The following is a 17595-nucleotide window of genomic DNA, read 5'->3' on the forward strand; positions in this document are numbered from 1 at the left end:
CCGCGCGAGGGAGGGACGCGGTTCCGCCGTCGCCCTCAGGTCTTGCCCTGCCCCTCGGCGGCCCGGTCGCGCTCGGCCAGCTTGGCGAGCCGCGCGTTGTAGGCGGCGAGCTCGTCGTCCTCGGCGCGGCCGCCCGGCCGCGCGGCCCGGTCGGCCTTGCGGTCCATGCGGCGGGCCTGCCGCTGGTCGTCGGCGTACCACTGGAACGCCATCACGATCAGGACGATGAACGTCGGGATCTCCCCGAACGCCCAGGCGATCGCGCCGCCGGTGTGCTGGTCGTGCAGGATCGTGGTGCCCCACGGCGGGTCGACGGCCCCGTACCAGCCGCGCGCCAGCGCCTGGCTCATGTTCATCAGCGCGATGCCGAAGAACGCGTGGAACGGCATCGTGACGAACAGCAGGATCAGCCGCGCCGGGTAGGGCAGCTTCTTCGGCGCCGGGTCGACGCCGAGCAGCACCCAGAAGAACAGCGACCCCGCCGCGAGGAAGTGCACCATCATCGCGATGTGGCCGAGGTGGTTGCGCATCGCCGCCTCGAACAGCGGCGTGAAGTACAGCGCGAACGTGCTCACCACGAAGATCAGCGTCGCCACCGCGGGATGCGCGACGACCGCGAGGTAGCGGCTGTGCAGCAGCGCCGTCAGCCACTCGCGGGGGCCGCGGTCGCCGCGCACCCGGGCGGGCTTGAGCGCGCGCAGCGCCAGCGTCACCGGCGCGCCGACGACCAGGAAGATCGGCACCAGCATGTTCAGCACCATGTGCTGCGCCATGTGCACGCTGAACAGGATCGGCGCGTACTTGGCGACGCCGGTCTGGGTGACGGCGAGGATGGTCACCAGGCCGAGGATCCAGGCGGCGGTGCGCCCCATCGGCCAGGAGTCGCCGCGCCGCCGCAGCCGGACCACGGCGGCCAGGTACAGGCCGCCGAGGACGGCCGCGAGGACGGCGAAGAACAGGTCGAACTGCCACAGCGTCAGCAGCCGCATCGGCGTGACCTCGGGCGGCATGTCGTAGCCGAGCAGCGACTTGACCGCCGACTCCGGGGCGGTCGGCGGGGGCGGCGCGGTGCGCGCCAGCGCGACCGCGAGGCCCATGGTGGCGGCCATCACGGCCGCCTCGACCGAGCCGAACCGGGCGAAGGCCCCCGGCTTGCCGGCGGCGAGCGCGGGCAGCGTCCGCTCGCGGTGCCACCAGCCGAACCAGCCGAGCACCCCGAACGCGACGATCTTCCCGAGGGCGAGCCGGCCGTAGTTCGTCGTCGCCAGCTCGGCCGGGTCGGGCAGCCGGGCGATCACGTTCACCAGGCCGCTGACCCCGACGGTGATGTAGCACCACAGGGCCATCCGGCTGAACCGCTCCGCCATGACCGGCAGCCGGTCGCGGCGCAGCAGCGCGTGCGCGCCGACGATCGCCAGGCCGCCGACCCACGGCGCGACCGCGGCGACGTGCAGCGCGACGCCGGTCGTCGCGACGGAGTGGTTGGCGGCCGAGGCCGAGTGCCCGGTCAGCGGCGCGGGCAGCAGCGCGATCCCGGCCATCACGAGCAGTCCGAACGCGGCGGCGGGCGTGGTGGTGGTGCGCGCCAGCAGCGCCACCACCACGGCCAGCAGCACCACGATCATGAGCGCGGTGCCCTGCGGCAGCGAGCCGACGTAGCTGCTCAGCTCGCTGCCGGTGAGGACCTCCCCGACCGGCTGGCCGAGCACGTCGGCGACCGTGAACACGAGGGTGGCCGCCGCGGCGGCGGCCCAGCCAGCGGCGATCCAGGACGCGGCGCGCAGGTAGCCGACCGCGTCCGCGGACAGCCGGGCGGCGCCGCGCCCGCCCTCGACGGGCAGGAACGCGGCGGCGGCCAGCACGGCGCCGACGGTCAGCGCGGACAGCAGGTCCATCGCGGCCCGGGACGCGGGCAGCCCCCACCGGGTGAGGGCGCCGGCGTCGCCGAGGCCGGGGATGACCTTCTCGGTGACCGACCCGCCGAGGACGAGGCCGGCGACCAGGGCCGCGGCGGCGGCCGCCACCGCGACCGCGCCGGCCCGCCAGACGCTCAGGCTGCCCCTATTCACCGCGGTTCACTTCCCGGTCGCCGCCTGGTGCTTGCGCTTGGCGCGGTACACGATGCCCACCCCGACGCCGATGCCGACCATGAGCCCGGCGACGATCAGCACCCACAGGACCGTCCCGGAGCCGGAGTCCTTCTCGGCGGCCTGCTCCTGGTCGACCTTGAGCGGCTGCTCGTCGGTGGTGGCGGCGTCGCCCGTCTGCTGCTCGGCGCCGACCCCGCCGGTGGCCGGCGCCGGCGCCGCGGCCTCACCGCCCGCGGCGGTGAACGCCAGGCCGTCGCCCTCGATCGGGTGCCCGTCCTCGCCCACGACCCGGTAGGCCACCGTGTAGGACCCGGCGGGCAGCGGCCCCGTCAGCTTCTGCGTCACCGTCGTGCCGGAGCGTTCGGCCGGGCCCGACTGGTACGTCTTGTCCTGGTCGTCCTTGACGACCACCTGCGCCATGCGGATCTGGTCGCTGAAGACGAGCTTGACCTCGGTGACCGACTGCGCGGACTGGCCCTTGGCGGGCGTGCTGCTCACCAGGCGGGTGTGCGCCAGCGCGGGGGGCGCGGTGGCGGCGCCGAGGGCGAGGACGAGGGCGGCGACGGCGCCGAGGCGCCGCGCGGCCCGGCGGGGCTTGCGGATGTTCATGGAGGGCCGGGTTCTCTAGTGAGTCGAAGGGCTTCGTCTACCCTACTGAGCCCGCCGGGATGGCACGTCCCGGGTCGGGCGGTGGCCCGGCCCGGGACGGACGGTCAGCTGCAGTCGCAGCAGCAGCCGTCGCAGCAGTCGCAATCGCAGTCGCTGTTGCAGCAGTTGCAGCACTCGCAGCAGTCGCAGCAGCCGTCGTCGCAGTGCCGGGTGCACCAGCAGCGGTCCCCGCACGAGTCGCCGTGGTGGTCGCTCCACTCGGGCTGGAAGACGCCGCAGGTCACGCACACGGCCGCCCCGGTGAAGCACGGGACGGGCCAGCCGGGGCGCGGCGGCCGGGGGCCGTGCTTCGACTGGTTCTCCGGGTCGGCGAAGGCGCGGTCGACCGAGCGGGCGACCTCCCGGTCCAGCAGGGCCCGGACGAGCCGCGGCCGCTCCAGCTCCAGGTCGGCGAGGGCGAGGCGGAGCCCGTGCAACGCGCCGTCGGCGTGCCGGCGGGCCTCGTCGAGGGAGGTGCCGGTGGCGAGGAGCGGGTTGTAGGCGCCCGCCGCACGGTCGTCGGCGAGGTCCTCGACGGCGTCGAGCAGGTGCGCGAGGCGGCCGAAGAAGCGGCCGGCCTCGGCGAGGGTCTCGGCGTTGCCCTCCCGGCCCGCGAGGACGGCGGTGTGCGCGAACACGGCCGCGACGGCGGTCTCGGTCGGCTCGGTGAGGTCGAGCAGCCCGAGCCCGGGCGCCGCCTCCAGGGCGGGCTGGCGGGCGACGGCGTCGCGCAGCACCGCCGGGTCGAAGCCGACCGCGGCACCCGTCCGGCCGCCGGCCGCGTCCCAGCGGCCTGCCATCCGGCCCGCCGCGGCGGCGACCGCGCGGCGCGCGTAGGGCCCGTCGCCGTCCGCGACGTGGTCGCGGGTCTTACCGGCCGCCAGCAGCAGCGACGCGGCGGCGGCGAGCCGGGCGCCCTGCGCCTTCGCGGTGACGACCTCGGCGGTCTTCATCCCGCGCAGCGCGCACGGCCCGGCCTTGCGGCGCGGCGACAACTCCGGCGCCTGCGCCTCGACCAGCACCGACACCAGGAGCCCGTCGTAGTTGGTGACGAGCCGCGCGGCCTGGCCGTGCTCGGCCCGCAGCGTCAGGCACAGCCCGCACAGATGGGCCATCCAGTCCTTGAACAGCGACCCGCACAGGACATGCCTGCACGGCCGGACGACACCGAACACCGGCGACTCCCCCCAGCTCCGACAACTCGCAGCATTATGGACGCCGCGCCGCCCGCGCCGGTTCGCTCACACGCCGGTTCTCGCACCGGCCGGTCCGGTCACACGCCGACGCAGGTGAGCGCGCGCCGGTAGGCGGCCATCCGGGTCTCCTCGGCGGTGCCCGCCTCGGCCAGCACCTCGGCGAGGTCGAACCACGCCTGCGCCGCCTCCCGGGAGGACTCCATCTCCTCCAGGCAGGTCGCCGCCCGGGTCAGCACCTCGACGGCGCGGTCCCGGCGGCCGAGCCGCACCGACGCCTCGCCGAGCACGGTCAGCGCCCCGGCGGTGGCCCGGCGCGGGGCGTCCCCGAGCAGGTCGAGGGCCTCCTCGGCGAGCGCCACCGCCTCGGTGGGACGGCCGAGCGCGGTCTCGGCGCGGGCCAGCTCGGTCAGGCACCAGGCGACGTCGATCTCCCCGGACGAGCTGGCGCTGATCTCGCCGCGCACCCGGGCGAGCAGCTCGCGGGCGCGGGCGGCCTGGTCGGGCCGGGCGCGCAGCAGCAGCCCGGCGTAGATCACGCGGAGCCGGTTCAGGTCGCGGGGGTCCTCGCCGTCGCCGGCCAGCAGCAGCGCCCGCTCGGCCCGCGTGACGCCCTCCTCGTACTCCCCGCGGATCTCCGCGACGTAGGCGGCCTCCCAGTAGGCGACCATCCGCGCCCGGGGGCTGCCGATCCGCTCGGCCCGCTCGACGAGCTGGACGGCGAGGTGGCGGGCCCGGACGAGGTCGCCGCGCTCGATGAACGCCGCGAGCAGCGCGGCGCCGAGGTGCACGGCCGCGTCGGTGGAGTCGGCGCCGGTCGCGATGAGGTGGCGCAGCGCGGTCTCGGCCGCCTCGACGCCCGCGCTGACGTCGCCGCGCTCGCGCAGGCAGCGGCTCAGCGCGACGTGCACCTTCGCCCAGTGGTCGAGGTCGGCCTCGGCGGAGGCCTCCTCGGTCAGCGCCGTCAGCTCGGCGATCGCCCCCTCCAGCTCCCCCGCGGCCTCCAGCGCGAGGGCGTGCCCCCAGCGGGCCTGGTGCAGCATGTCCGGCAGCGCGACCGCGTCGGCGCTCGCGAGGACCTCGGCGAACCGGGCCCGCGCCTCGGCCGCCGCGCCGTTGCTCAGCGCGATCTCGGCGTAGTCGAGGGTGACGCGCAGCTCGTCCACGACGTCCTCGCTGACGCCGCTGACGAGGTAGGTCGCCGAGCAGTTCAGCTTCGCCGCGAGCAGCTCGACCACGCTCGGGGCCGGCACCCGCTTGTCGCTCTCGATCAGCGAGATGTAGCTGTCGGACAACTCGGGGAAGGCGAGCTGCGCCTGGCTCACGCCCTGCCGGATGCGCAGGGCGCGGATCCGCTGCCCCAGGGTCTCCCGGTCCATCTGTGCCACCGCCTACAAGGAGCTCGCCGGCCGCGTCGCGCGCAGGGCGAGGAAGAAGTCGACTCGATCCTCAAGTGTGCCGAGGTCCCGGCCGGTGAGGTCCTCGATTCGCCGGATTCGGTACCGAAGCGTGTTCACATGGACGTGCAGCCGTGTCGCGCTGCGCCGCCACGAGTCCGCGCAGGGCTCCGCGCGGCGGTTCCGCACCTCCCGCCCGGCCGGTTCGACCGAGTCTCGCATTCGCACCAGGGCAGGCTATAGCGGACGCCTCACCCTCGTCACGCTCCGAAGTTCGCAGCGGCTACTCTGTGCACGCCCAGTCCGGCCCCGACCGCCGGAATCCACGCTGCGGAAAGCGGAGCGCCCGCCATGTCCAAGATCAGTACCGCGAAGACCGACGATTCGCCGCCGGCGGGCGGGCGCGGGCCGCTGGAGCGGCTGTTCGACCTCACCGGGCGGCGCACCACCGTGGCGCGCGAGCTGCGCGGCGGCGTCACCACGTTCTTCGCGATGGCCTACATCATCCTGCTGAACCCGATCATCCTCGGCGGGGCGAAGGACGTCACGGGCGCGACGCTGTCGATCCCGCAGCTGACCACGATGACCGCGCTGTCCGCCGCGGTCACCACGGTGATCATGGGCCTGGTGGGCAACGCGCCGCTGGCGCTCGCCGCGGGCCTCGGCATCAACGCGGTCGTGGCGTTCCAGGCGGCGCCGGTGATGACCTGGCCGCAGGCGATGGGCCTGGTGGTGATCGAGGGCGCGGTCATCGTGGTGCTGGCGCTCACCGGCATCCGCGAGCGGATCATGAACTCGATCCCGCTGGCGCTCAAGCACGCGATCGCGGTCGGCATCGGCGCCTTCATCGCGCTGGTCGGCCTCTACGACTCGGGGTTCGTCACCTCCAGCGCGACGAGCCCGCCGCTGTCGCTCGGCACCGGCGGCCACCTGTCGACGTGGCCGACGCTGGTGTTCGCGCTCACCCTGCTGCTGATGATCGTGCTCTACGTGCGGCGCGTGCCGGGCGCCATCCTGATCAGCATCGTCGCCGGGACGATCGGGGCCGTCGCCATCCAGGAGAACGCCTCCATCAAGGAGGGCGGCTGGGGCATCGTCACCCCGAACATGCCCGAGAAGCTGTTCGCGGCGCCCGACTTCGGGCTCTTCGGGGAGATCGACCTGTTCGGCGGCTTCGGCCGGGCCGGGGTCATCACCGCGCTGGTCGTGCTGTTCACCCTGGTGCTGTCGGGCTTCTTCGACGCGATGGGCACGATCCTCGGCATCAGCGACGAGGCTGGCCTGGTCAGCGAGAAGGGCGAGGTGCCGCGGCTCGGCCGGATCCTGTCGGTGGACGGCCTGTCCGCCGCGTTCGGCGGCATCACCAGCTCGTCCGCCAACACCGTGTTCGTGGAGTCGGCGGCCGGGGTCGGCGAGGGCGCCCGGACGGGCCTCGCCAACATCGCCACCGGCGCGCTGTTCACGGTGACGCTGTTCCTCACCCCGCTCGCCGCGACCGTCCCGGCGCAGGCCGCCGCGCCCGCGCTCGTCGTCGTCGGCGCGCTGATGATGACGCAGGTCGCCAAGGTGGACTGGAACGACCTGGAGATCACGATCCCGGCGTTCCTCACCATCGTGCTGATGCCGTTCACGTTCTCGATCACCATCGGGATCGGCGGCGGCATGGTCAGCTACGCGCTGATCAAGCTCGCCCGGGGCAAGGTCCGCGAGGTGTCGGTCTGGCTGTGGCCCGTGGTGGTGCTGTTCCTGGTCTTCTTCGCGATCAACCCGATCGAGCAGTGGCTGGACGTGCGGTAGCGGACGTCGGAACTCCGGGAGAACACGGCTCTGCGACCATTTGAGACTCTCGGGCGCGCTCGCGGGTGTCAAATAGTGCCGTCATGGCGTAAGCAGAAGGTAGGGCCTTACCCCCCGGCGTGAAAGGCGTGGCTGTGGTGTCCGCGGACTCTCCCCCCCGTCCGTCTCCGCCAGGTCACGTCCTGCTGGCGCCTGACAGGTTCCCGGGAGCGCTGACCGCGGCGCAGGCGGCGCGGCGCCTCGCGGCCGGGCTGCGCCGCGCCCGGCCTGACGTGCCGCTGGTGGAGCTGCCCGTCGCCGACGGCGGCGAGGGCACCGTGGCGGCCGCGGTGGCGGCCGGCTGGCGGGCGGTCGAGGTCGAGGTGTGCGGTCCGACGGGCCGCCCGGTCACCGCGCGGCTGGCGGTGCGCGACCGCAGCGCGGTGGTGGAGCTGGCCGAGGCGTCCGGGCTGCGCCGGCTGCCCGGCGGCAAGCCGCGCCCGCTCACCGCGTCCAGCCTCGGCACCGGCCAGCTGCTCGGGCACGCGCTGCGGCTCGGCGCCCGCCGGATCGTGCTCGGGCTCGGCGGCGGCGCCTGCACCGACGGCGGCGCGGGCCTCGTCCAGGGGCTCGGCGGGCGGCTGCTGGACGCGCTCGGCAAGGACCTGCCGCCCGGCGGCGCGGCGCTGCGCTCGCTGCACGCCCTCGACCTGCGCGGCCTGCCCGACATGTCCGGTGTCGAGGTGGTGGTGGCGGGCGACTCCGCGGGGCCGCTGCTCGGCCGCGGCGGCGCCGCCGCCGTGGACGGCCCGCGCCGCGGCGCCGGCCGCGAGGAGGTGCGGGTGCTGGACGCGGGGCTGCGCCGCTGGGCCGACCTCGCGGAGGCGGCCGCCCGCCGGACGGCCCGCGACCTGCCCGGCGCCGGGACGTCCGGCGGCGTCGGGTTCGCCGCGCTGACCTTCCTCGGCGCGACGATCGAGCCGGGCCCGGCGCTGCTCCTCGACCTGCTGGGCTTCGCCGACCGGGCGCGCGGCGCCCGGCTCGTCGTCACCGGCGAGGGCGTCCTGGACACCCGGTCGCTGCGCGGCTCCGCGCCGATCGGGGTGGCGCGGGCCGCCGCCCGCGCCGGCGCGCCGGTCATCGCGGTCGCCGGGCGGCGCGGGCTCACCGGCGAGCAGCTGCGCAAGGCGCGCATCCAGGCCGCGTACGCGCTGGCCGACATCGAGCCCGACGAGGAGCGCCGCGTCCGGCGGGCGGGGCCGCTGCTGGAGCAGCTGACGGTCGCGATCGCCGACGAGTGGCTCCCCGCCCGCCCGTGATCGCATCACTTCGGTGAACATTCACCGCTTTCGTGGCGCCGGAGGTGATCGGTCGCCTACGCTCCGGGCCAGCGGCGGACCCTCGGGGTCTCACAGGCAGCGCGAGAACTCAACAGCGGCACGAGGCGGGCACGGCATGGCCGAAGATCAGTACGACTGGGCGTCCCTGGGGATCGACACCACGAAGCCGAGCATCGCTCGGACCTACGACGTGGTGCTGCGGGGCAAGGACAACTTCGAGGTCGACCGGGCCTTCGTGGCCGAGATCGTGAAGATCGTCCCGGAGATCTACGACGTCGCCGCCTACAACCGGGGCATCCTCGGCCGCGGCGTGCGGTACCTGGCCGAGGAGGCGGGCCTGCGGCAGTTCCTCGACCTCGGCTCCGGCCTGCCGACCGTGCAGAACACCCACCAGGTCGCGCAGGCGGTCGCGCCGGGCGCGCGGGTGGTCTACGTCGACAACGACCCGATCGTCCTCGCGCACGGGCGGGCGCTGCTGGCCGAGAACGCCGACACCACGGTGATCACCGCCGACGTCCGCGAGCCGGCGAAGATCCTCGCGCACGAGGACGTCCGGCGGCTGATCGACTTCGACCGGCCGGTCGGCGTGATGCTGGTCGGCATCCTGCACCACCTGCACGACGACGAGGATCCGCAGGGCGTCGTCGAGACGCTGATGGACGCGGTGCCGTCCGGCAGCCACCTGTTCGTCACGAGCTTCTGCGCGTCCAGCCAGGAGGCGGTCGACGCCGAGCAGCAGTACCAGGGGCTGCTCGGCACGGGGCGGTTCCGCACGCCCGAGGAGATCACCCGCTACTTCGACGGCCTGGAGCTGCTCGACCCGGGCGTCGTCCCGCTGCCGCTGTGGCGGCCCGACGGGGACGTCCCGGACGAGCTGACCGTCGGCCAGCGCCTGATGTACGGGGGCATCGCCCGCAAGCCGTGACGGGGGTCGGGCCGCCGCCAGGGCCGTTTACAGAGTGTCAGCGGAAGTGACGATGCCTTGACACACTGCTCATAGCCGGAGGCGTCCTCCGGACCGCACGCTGGAGGCACAGGTCCTGGTCAGCGTTGACGGAGGAGCCCCCCGGTGAAGATCGGTGTGCCGCGAGAGATCAAGAACCACGAGTACCGGGTGGCGAGCACGCCGGCGGGCGTGCACGAGCTGACCCGGCACGGCCACGAGGTGTTCGTCGAGCGGGGCGCCGGCCGCGGGTCGGCGATCCCGGACGAGGAGTACGCCGCCGCGGGCGCCAAGATCGTCGACGGCCCGGACGAGGTCTGGGCCGAGGGCGACCTGATCCTCAAGGTCAAGGAGCCGGTGGCGGCCGAGTACCCGCGGCTGCGCGCCGGCCAGGTGCTGTTCACCTACCTGCACCTGGCCGCGTCCCGCGAGTGCACCGACGCGCTGCTGGCGGCCGGCGTCACCGCGATCGCCTACGAGACCGTCCAGCTGCCCGACCGCTCGCTGCCGCTGCTCGCCCCGATGTCGGAGGTCGCCGGGCGGCTCGCGCCGCAGGTCGGCGCCTACAACCTGATGGCGTCCAACGGCGGGCGCGGCGTGCTGCCGGGCGGCGTGCCCGGCGTCGCCCCGGCCAGGGTCGTCGTCATCGGCGGCGGCGTGTCCGGCCTCAACGCCGCGCAGATCGCCGTCGGGATGGGCGCGGACGTGACGGTCCTGGACGTGAACGTCGACCGCCTCCGCCACATCGACGCCATCTACCAGGGCCGGCTGCGGACCCTCGTGTCCAGCGCCTACACGGTCGAGCGGGAGGCGCGCGCCGCCGACCTCGTGATCGGCGCCGTGCTGATCCCCGGCGCGCGGGCGCCGAAGCTGATCTCCAACGACCTCGTCGCGGGCATGAAGGCCGGGTCCGTGCTGGTGGACATCGCCATCGACCAGGGCGGCTGCTTCGAGGACTCCCGGCCCACCACGCACGCCGACCCGACCTACCGGGTGCACCAGTCGATCTTCTACTGCGTCGCGAACATGCCGGGCTCGGTCCCGAACACCTCCACCTACGCGCTCACCGGCGTCACGCTGCCCTACGCCGTCCAGATCGCCGACAAGGGCTGGCACCGCGCCCTGCGGGAGAACGGCGCCCTGGCCCGCGGCCTCAACGTGCACGCCGGCGAGCTGGTCTACGACCACGTCGCCGAGGCGCACGGGATGCCGTGGACGCCCCTCTCCTCCCTCCTCGACTGACCCGGCTCCCCACCCTCTCCCCCGCCCGTTCCCCCGGCCGGGGGTTCCGGGGCGCCGTCCCGCCGGGTAGACCGTTCCCCATGGGCGAACTGGTGCTGGTGCGGCACGGGGAGACGGAGTGGAGCCGGGCGCGGCGGCACACGGGGCTGACGGACGTGCCGCTGACCGCGCGGGGCGAGGAGCAGGCGCGGGCGCTGCGCGGGGCGCTGAAGGAGCGCCGGATCGCGCGGGCGCTCGTCAGCCCGGCGCGGCGCGCGCGGCGGACGGCGGAGCTGGCCGGGCTCACGGCGGCCGAGACCGACCCCGACCTGTGGGAGTGGGACTACGGCGGCTACGAGGGGATCACCTCGGCCGAGATCCGCGAGGGCCGGCCCGGCTGGTTCCTGTGGGACGACGGGGTGGTCCCCGGCGACGCCGACCATCCGGGCGAGACCGTCGAGCAGGTCGGCGCGCGCGCGGACGCGGTGCTGGCCGAGGCGGAGCCGGCGCTCGCGGACGGCGACGTGGTGCTCGTCGCGCACGGCCACTTCCTGCGGGTCCTGACGGCGCGGCGGCTCGGCCTGGAGCCCGCCCTCGGGCGGCTGTTCGCGCTAGGCACCGGGACGCTGTCGGCGCTCGGCACCGAGCACGACCGGCCGGTCGTCAGCGCCTGGAACGTCCCGGCGCCGTAGTCCCCGCCAGCGCATAAGGTACCTGTTGGGGGATGTCCCCCAGGGGTACCCGGGCGTGCGCCCTCGGAAGGATTGCGGAGGACGGTAATGGCGACCAGCGAGACCCCCACCCGCGGGTACACCGCCACCAAGGACCAGCTGCAGACCCGGCTGGCCCGGATCGAGGGCCAGGTGCGCGGCATCGACCGGATGGTCGCGGACGACCGCTACTGCATCGACATCCTGACCCAGATCAGCGCCGTGCAGGCCGCGCTGGACAAGGTGGCGCTCGGCCTGCTGGACGGGCACGTCCGGCACTGCGTGGCCGAGGGCGCCGAGGAGGGCAAGGGCGACGAGATGTCCACCGAGCTGATGGCGGCCGTCGGGCGGCTCATGCGCCGCGGCTGATCACGGGCCCGGGCGGTGGCCGCCCGGGCACCCGCATTCCCCGGCTTCGGCCGTCCCGGCCGCCGGGCCGTGCGCCTCCAGGTTCTCGACGAGGACGCGCCAGCCGTGCAGGAAGGCCGCCCGCTCGTCCGGGGCCAGCGCCTCCAGCGTCGCCCGCAGCGGGCTCAGCCGGCGCCGGGCGAACCGCTCGACCACCGCGCGGTGCGGCTCCCCCAGGCTGACGATCATGCGCCTCCGGTCGCGCTCGTCCGGGCGCCGCTCGACGAAGCCGCCGCGCTGCAGCTCCCCGACGAGCTGGCTGACCGTGGCGGGGCTGAGCGCCATGCGCCGGGCGAGGACGCCCACGGGCGCCGGGCCGTGCAGGACGAGGTGCATCAGCGCGGGCACGTGCCGGGGGCCGAGGCCGGCCTTCCGCACCCGCTCGATGAGGTCGTCGGCCGCGCCGTGCCCGCCCTTCATCCCGCGCACCATCCGGGTGATGAGCTGGACCATCGTCTCCAGGTCGGCGTCGATGGGCGCGTCGGTGGAGAAGCGATCCTCGGACATACCTTGAAGTTCAACACATTTCGTGATGCACTGCAAAATGTTGAACTTCAAGGTGTTTCACATCTTGCGTTCGGGGGACTCGGGGGTACCGGACCTTCAGGCAAGGGGGACGACCATGGCCGAAAGCCCGTCCACCAAGGTGGCCCCGCCGGGCAGCCCCGGCGGCGAACGGCTCGACCGGCAGACCATCGTGCTCGGCCTCGTGATCGTGGCCGGCACCGTGATGGCGATCCTGGACACCACGATCGTCAACGTGGCGCTGGAGACGCTCGGCCGCGACTTCGCCACCGACCTGTCCACCATCCAGTGGGTCATCACCGGCTACCTGCTGGCCATGGGCAGCGTCATCCCGCTCACCGGCTGGGCCGTCGACCGGTTCGGCGGGCGGCGCGTGTGGCTGACCTCGATCGTGCTGTTCGTGACCGGATCGGTGCTGTCCGGCGCGGCGTGGGACATCGGGTCGCTGATCGTCTTCCGGGTGGTGCAGGGGCTCGGCGGCGGCATGCTGATGCCGACCGGCATGGCCATCCTGACGATGGCGGCCGGCCCGCGCCGGCTCGGCCGGATCATGAGCATCGTCGGCGTCCCGATGCTGCTCGGCCCCGTCCTCGGCCCGGTGCTCGGCGGCTGGCTGGTCGAGGACGTCGACTGGCGCTGGATCTTCTTCGTGAACGTCCCGGTCGGCCTGCTGGCCTTCGCGCTGGCCTGGTGGAAGGTGCCGCACGGCCACGGCGGCGACGGCGCGTCGGCGCTCGACCTGCGCGGGCTGGCCCTGCTGCCGCCCGGGTTCGCGCTGCTGATCTACGGGCTGTCCACCGCGAGCAAGGAGGGCGGCTTCGGCAACGCCACCACGCTCGGCTGGCTCGCCGCCGGCGCCGTCCTGGTGGCGCTGTTCGTGCTGCACAGCCTGCGCCGCCGCGAGCGCTCGCTGATCGACGTGCGGCTGTTCGCCGACCGGACGTTCGCCACCGCGTCCGCCGCGGTCTTCCTCGTCGGGATCGCGCTGATGGGCTCGATGCTGCTGATCCCGCTCTTCTACCAGACCGCGCACGGCGAGGGCGCGTTCGCCGCCGGCCTGCTGCTGGCCCCGCAGGGCGTCGGCGCGGCGATCGCGATGCCGCTGGCCGGGGTGGTCACCGACCGGTTCGGGGCCGGGCGGATCGTCCCCGTCGGCATCGTGCTGCTGGTGCTCGGCACCATCCCGTTCGCCCTGGTGGACGCGGGCACGTCCTACTGGCTGCTCGGCGGCGCGCTCATCGTGCGGGGCCTCGGCCTCGGCTGCACGATGATGCCGACGATGTCGGCCGCGCTCACGACGCTCCGCCGCGAGGCGGTGTCGCGGGCCAGCAGCTCGCTGAACATCATCATGCAGCTCGGCGGATCGGTCGGGACCGCGCTGCTGGCCGTCATCCTGTCCCGCGAGATCAGCGACCGGATCCCGCAGGCGGGCGGCGGCGGTGGCGGCGTCGGCACGATCCCCGCGCAGGTCCGCGAGCGGCTCGCGCCGCAGCTCGCCGACGCGTTCGGCAGCACGTTCTGGGTCGCGCTGATCCTCACCGCGCTGCTGATCGTCCCGGCGCTGCTGCTGCCGCGCCACGGCGCCCATGCCGAGGAGGACGCGGAGAAGGGCGGCGCGGGCGCGCCGCCGCCCATGGGCTGACGCCCCGGCGACCGGTCAGGGCGCGGCCGGAACCCCCGTCAGGACGCGATGGACCAGGTGGCCAGGCCCGCCTCGTGCTCGCGCGTGAGCTGCTTGGCCCGCCGGGCGTCCGGCGAGTACCGGTACCGCTCCGGGACGACGTGCGAGGTGCGGTACAGGCCCTTCAGCGTCAGCGTCGCCGCCAGGTCGGACGTCGGCAGCCCCGGCAGCCCGTACATGCGGCGCGCCCAGCGCGGCAGCGTCGCGACGGTCAGCGTGCCGATCGCGGGCGCGGCGAGCTTCAGCGGCAGCAGGTTCCGCGGGACGGCCGGGCTGAACATCCTGCGCAGCCCCTCGCGGGCCTCCCGGCACGCCCAGATCCGGCGCCGCATCTCCTCGTAGTAGTCGCGCATCTCCGCGACCGTGCCGGGCACGTCCGCCGGGTCGAGCCCGACCACGGCGGCGGCGCGGCGCTGCTCGTCCACGAAGGTGTCGGCCTCCTCGGCGGTCAGCGGGACGCCGGCGCGGCGCGCCACGTCGAGGTAGGAGTCGACCTCGCCCAGGTGGACCCAGAGCAGGTTCTCCGGGTCGTCGATCGGGAACGTCTCGCCGGTGCGCATGTCGAGCCCGGTCAGCTTGGAGTGCAGCCGGCGGACGCGGCGGCCCACCCGCTCGACCTCCTCCTCCGTCCCGTAGGTGCGGACGCGGACGAACTCGACCGTCCGGGTCAGCCGCGCCCACGCGGCGGCGGGGTCCATCAGCTCGGAGTTCTGCGCGGTCCCCCACATGGAGCGCGGATGCAGGGCCTGCAGCAGCAGCGCCCGGATCCCGCCGACCAGCAGCACGGGCTCGCCCATGACACGCCAGGTCACCGAGCCCGGCCCGAACAGCCCGTGGTCGGTTCCCACCTCGCCCAGTTCGCGCACGTCGACCGCCTTTCCGTCCCGCCGCGGCCCGGGAGCACACCCGCGGCCAGGGTAAACAAGAACTTACCCTGCCATGGCGCAGGTCACACGGTCCAGCGGTCAGTCGTCGGCGGGGTCCTCGACGGCCTCGTCGCGCGCGCCGGGCTCGGTCTGCTCGGTGATCCAGGCGAGGTAGTCCATGCTGCCCGCCACCACCGGCGTCGCGATGATCTCCGGGGTGTCGTAGGAGTGGCCCTCGGTGATCAGCGAGGCCAGCTCGTCGAAGCGGTCGGCGGAGGTCTTGAACAGCACCATCCACTCCTCCGCCGACTCGATCTCGCCCTCCCACCAGTAGGTGCTCGCGATCGGGCCGACCAGCTGGGCGCAGGCGGCGAGCCGCTCGGCGACCGCCGACCGGGCCAGCTCGGCGGCCTCGGCGCGGGAGTCGGTCGTGGTCGTCACCTGCACGTAAGAGTGCGCCATGGCACGACTCCTTCCCGCTCGCCGCCCGCGCACGCCCCGCGTTCCGGCCGCGCGGCGGTCACCGGGCCGGCCGGACGACCAGCGCGCTGCCGCCGCCCCGCCGCGCCGGCTCCGCCACCGCCTGCACGAGGCCGGGCCGCAGGAACTCCAGCCCGGTCGCGGCGCCGATCACGCCCACCGGCGGGCCGGGGAACGGCTCCAGGCGGTGGCCCCGCGCGGCGAGGTCGCGGCCGTACCGGTCGATGAACGCGGGCTCGGCGTAGACGTAGGGGGTGTTGCGCTGCGTCGCGCGTGGCGCGGCCAGGGCGGTGGGCAGGTCCATGCCGAGGTCGATGCGGTTCACCAGGATCTGCAGCACGGTCGTGATGATCGTCGACCCGCCGGGCGTGCCGAGCGCGAGCCGCGGCCGGCCGTCCTCGAGCACGAGCGTCGGGGACATGCTGCTGCGCGGGCGCTTGCGCGGTCCCGGCAGGTTCGGGTCGGGCGCCTGGCCCGGCGCCGGCGGCTGGAAGGAGAAGTCGGTCAGCTCGTTGTTGAGCAGGAAGCCCCGGCCGGGGACGGTGATGCCGCTGCCGCCGAACTGCTCGATCGACACCGTGTAGGACGCGACGTTCCCCCACTTGTCGGCGGTGACGAGGTGGGTGGTCTGCGGGCCCTCGAACGCCAGCGCGCGGGTCTGGGTGCCGGGCGGGACGCACGGCGCGTAGCTCCCGTCCGGGGAGCCGGGCGCGACGGGCGCGGGCGCGGCCCGGTCCGGCGCGATCAGGCAGGCGCGCTCGCGGGCGAACCCGGTGGACAGCAGCTCGTCCAGCGGCACGTCCACCTTGTCGGCGTCGCCCACGTAGCGGCCGCGGTCGGCGTAGGCGAGCTTGGACGCCTCCAGGTAGTAGTGCAGGGCGGTGACGGGGTCGCGGGCGTCAAGGCGGAAGTTGCCCAGGATGTTGAGCGCCTCCCCCACCGTGGAGCCGCCGGACGAAGACGGCGGCATGCCGTACACGTCCATCCCCCGGTAGGGGACGTGGGTCGGGCGGCGCGGCACCGCGCGGTAGGCGGCGAGGTCGGCGGGCTCCATCAGCCCGGGGCGCACGGTGCGGCTCGCCGCGGGGTCGACGGGCGGCCGCGCGACGGTCCGGGCGATCTCCTTGCCGAGCCCGCCCTCGTAGAACCAGCCGGTGCCGCGCTTCGCGAGCTGCCGGTAGGTGTCGGCGAGGTCGGGGTTGCGGAACACCGAGCCGACCTCGGGCACCTTCCCGCCGGGCAGGAACAGCTCCCGGGTGGGGACGATGTCGCGGAAGCGCGCCTCGTTGACCACCGTCTGGTCGTGGAACTCCCGGTCGACGACGAAGCCGCGGTCGGCGAGCCGGATCGCCGGGCGCAGCAGGGCGCCGAGGTCGCGGCTGCCGAACCGGCGCAGCGCGAGGTCCCACTGGGCGAGGGTGCCGGGCACGCCGACGCCGAGCCCGCTGGTGACGGCCTGGTCGAACGGGAGCGGCTTGCCCGTCGCCGGGTCGATGAAGGAGTCCTCCTTCATCCGCGCGGGCGCGAACTCGCGGCCGTCGATGGCGTGGACGCTGCGCGTGCGCGCGTCGTAGTAGGTGATGTAGCCGCCGCCTCCGATCGCGGAGACGTACGGCTCGGTGACGCCGAGCGCGGCACCGGCGGCGACGGCCGCGTCCATCGCGTTGCCGCCGTGCTTGAGGACGTCCAGGGCCGCCTTGCTGGCGTCGAGGTCGACGGTCGACACGGCGCCGCCGTAGCCGGTGGCGACCGGCTGTTTGACCGGCTTCTGCGGCGGCCCTGCGTGCGGGCCCGGCGCGGGGACCGGCGCGGCGACGGCGGCGCCCGGCACGGTCAGCGCCGCGGCGGCGGTCAGCACGGCGGTGAGCGCGGCGGCGAGCGGCGTGCGGCGCCGGACGCGCACCCGCACCGGCCGCACGGGACCGGACGGCCGTACGGGGTCGGCGGGCTGGGCGGGGTCGGACGGCTTCGAGGGCGATGGGGAGCGGAACACCGGACCTCCAGTCGAACGCGGCGTCCCTACGGTGCCACCGATCTTCGCGGGGCGCCACCGTCCGCACCGGCCGGGCCCGGACGCGGCGCGGAGAAAGATCGTAAGCGCTTTCCCCCTGAGAAATCAGGGCCTTTCGCCACGGAACGGTCCATTAGAAAGGGATTCGGGAATCGGCTGCCGCGCGTGCGGACGCCGCCACGGCACGTCGCGGACCTGCGGTTTGGCAGGATGCGACAACGACGAGACGACAACCGACCCGACGAAAACGTTGCGATTATCCCCATACGTGGTGAATTCTTAGGGACTTCGACAAGCCATCACCTC

At 74.4% G+C, this 17595-nt stretch carries 15 protein-coding genes and 1 pseudogene; 7 read left to right on the forward strand and 9 right to left on the reverse strand.

The genetic code is table 11. The features are described 5' to 3' along the window. Positions 1 to 35: 35 nt before the first annotated feature. The 5 genes and pseudogenes from ACGFI1_RS02890 to ACGFI1_RS02910 all read right to left on the reverse strand — a co-directional run. On the reverse strand, positions 36 to 2069 hold the full coding sequence (locus ACGFI1_RS02890) for a cytochrome c oxidase assembly protein (protein ID WP_386866808.1): 2034 nt from the start codon (positions 2067 to 2069) through the stop codon (positions 36 to 38). A gap of 6 nt (positions 2070 to 2075) precedes the next feature. Next, positions 2076 to 2699, reverse strand: a complete 624-nt coding sequence (locus ACGFI1_RS02895; RefSeq protein WP_392782305.1) for a copper resistance CopC family protein — start codon at positions 2697 to 2699, stop codon at positions 2076 to 2078. Positions 2700 to 2803: 104 nt separating this feature from the next. Further along, positions 2804 to 3913 carry a DUF5685 family protein gene (locus tag ACGFI1_RS02900; RefSeq protein ID WP_387070255.1) on the reverse strand — a complete coding sequence of 370 codons (1110 nt, stop codon included), beginning with the start codon at positions 3911 to 3913 and terminating at the stop codon, positions 2804 to 2806. A 98-nt stretch (positions 3914 to 4011) separates the two neighbouring features. Beyond that, positions 4012 to 5310 (reverse strand): helix-turn-helix domain-containing protein, encoded by a 1299-nt coding sequence (locus ACGFI1_RS02905; protein WP_392782309.1) that lies wholly within the window; start codon positions 5308 to 5310, stop codon positions 4012 to 4014. A 12-nt stretch (positions 5311 to 5322) separates the two neighbouring features. Continuing rightward, a pseudogene (locus tag ACGFI1_RS02910) lies at positions 5323 to 5484 on the reverse strand (helix-turn-helix domain-containing protein); the annotation flags it as partial. A 195-nt stretch (positions 5485 to 5679) separates the two neighbouring features. Between ACGFI1_RS02910 and ACGFI1_RS02915 the strand changes: the two are divergent. From ACGFI1_RS02915 to ACGFI1_RS02940, 6 genes are all read left to right on the forward strand, one after another. Then, positions 5680 to 7125: an NCS2 family permease gene (locus ACGFI1_RS02915; RefSeq protein ID WP_138636017.1), complete on the forward strand. Its 1446-nt coding sequence runs from the start codon at positions 5680 to 5682 to the stop codon at positions 7123 to 7125. A 134-nt stretch (positions 7126 to 7259) separates the two neighbouring features. Beyond that, positions 7260 to 8423, forward strand: a complete 1164-nt coding sequence (locus tag ACGFI1_RS02920; RefSeq protein ID WP_392742200.1) for a glycerate kinase — start codon at positions 7260 to 7262, stop codon at positions 8421 to 8423. 136 nt (positions 8424 to 8559) lie between these two features. After that, entirely contained in the window at positions 8560 to 9369 is an 810-nt protein-coding gene (locus ACGFI1_RS02925; RefSeq protein WP_138636016.1) for an SAM-dependent methyltransferase, read from the forward strand. Positions 9370 to 9513: 144 nt separating this feature from the next. Beyond that, positions 9514 to 10629, forward strand: coding sequence for an alanine dehydrogenase (gene ald / locus ACGFI1_RS02930; RefSeq protein ID WP_138636015.1), 1116 nt, complete (start codon positions 9514 to 9516; stop codon positions 10627 to 10629). Between the two features lie 80 nt (positions 10630 to 10709). Next, positions 10710 to 11300, forward strand: coding sequence for a histidine phosphatase family protein (locus ACGFI1_RS02935; RefSeq protein ID WP_392782314.1), 591 nt, complete (start codon positions 10710 to 10712; stop codon positions 11298 to 11300). Between the two features lie 87 nt (positions 11301 to 11387). Then, on the forward strand, positions 11388 to 11687 hold the full coding sequence (locus tag ACGFI1_RS02940) for a metal-sensitive transcriptional regulator (protein ID WP_386866822.1): 300 nt from the start codon (positions 11388 to 11390) through the stop codon (positions 11685 to 11687). Here ACGFI1_RS02940 and ACGFI1_RS02945 read toward each other — a convergent pair whose 3' ends face one another. Beyond that, a complete protein-coding gene (locus tag ACGFI1_RS02945; RefSeq protein ID WP_392782316.1) occupies positions 11688 to 12233 on the reverse strand; it encodes a MarR family winged helix-turn-helix transcriptional regulator in 546 nt (181 codons plus the stop codon). Positions 12234 to 12348: 115 nt separating this feature from the next. Between ACGFI1_RS02945 and ACGFI1_RS02950 the strand changes: the two genes are divergently transcribed. Further along, positions 12349 to 13893, forward strand: a complete 1545-nt coding sequence (locus ACGFI1_RS02950; RefSeq protein WP_386866826.1) for a DHA2 family efflux MFS transporter permease subunit — start codon at positions 12349 to 12351, stop codon at positions 13891 to 13893. A gap of 38 nt (positions 13894 to 13931) precedes the next feature. On the opposite strand, the gene ACGFI1_RS02955 is transcribed toward ACGFI1_RS02950, so the two are convergent. From ACGFI1_RS02955 to ggt, 3 genes are all read right to left on the reverse strand, one after another. After that, complete coding sequence (locus tag ACGFI1_RS02955) at positions 13932 to 14798, reverse strand: oxygenase MpaB family protein (protein WP_240807442.1); 867 nt, start codon at positions 14796 to 14798, stop codon at positions 13932 to 13934. 99 nt (positions 14799 to 14897) lie between these two features. Beyond that, complete coding sequence (gene cutA / locus ACGFI1_RS02960; RefSeq protein ID WP_138636011.1) at positions 14898 to 15260, reverse strand: divalent-cation tolerance protein CutA; 363 nt, start codon at positions 15258 to 15260, stop codon at positions 14898 to 14900. Between the two features lie 58 nt (positions 15261 to 15318). After that, positions 15319 to 17271 (reverse strand): gamma-glutamyltransferase, encoded by a 1953-nt coding sequence (gene ggt / locus ACGFI1_RS02965; RefSeq protein ID WP_449201461.1) that lies wholly within the window; start codon positions 17269 to 17271, stop codon positions 15319 to 15321. Between the last annotated feature and the right edge of the window lie 324 nt (positions 17272 to 17595).

The sequence above is a fragment of the Actinomadura geliboluensis genome (genome assembly GCF_043197915.1).
In the GTDB taxonomy this organism is placed as follows: domain Bacteria; phylum Actinomycetota; class Actinomycetes; order Streptosporangiales; family Streptosporangiaceae; genus Spirillospora; species Spirillospora geliboluensis.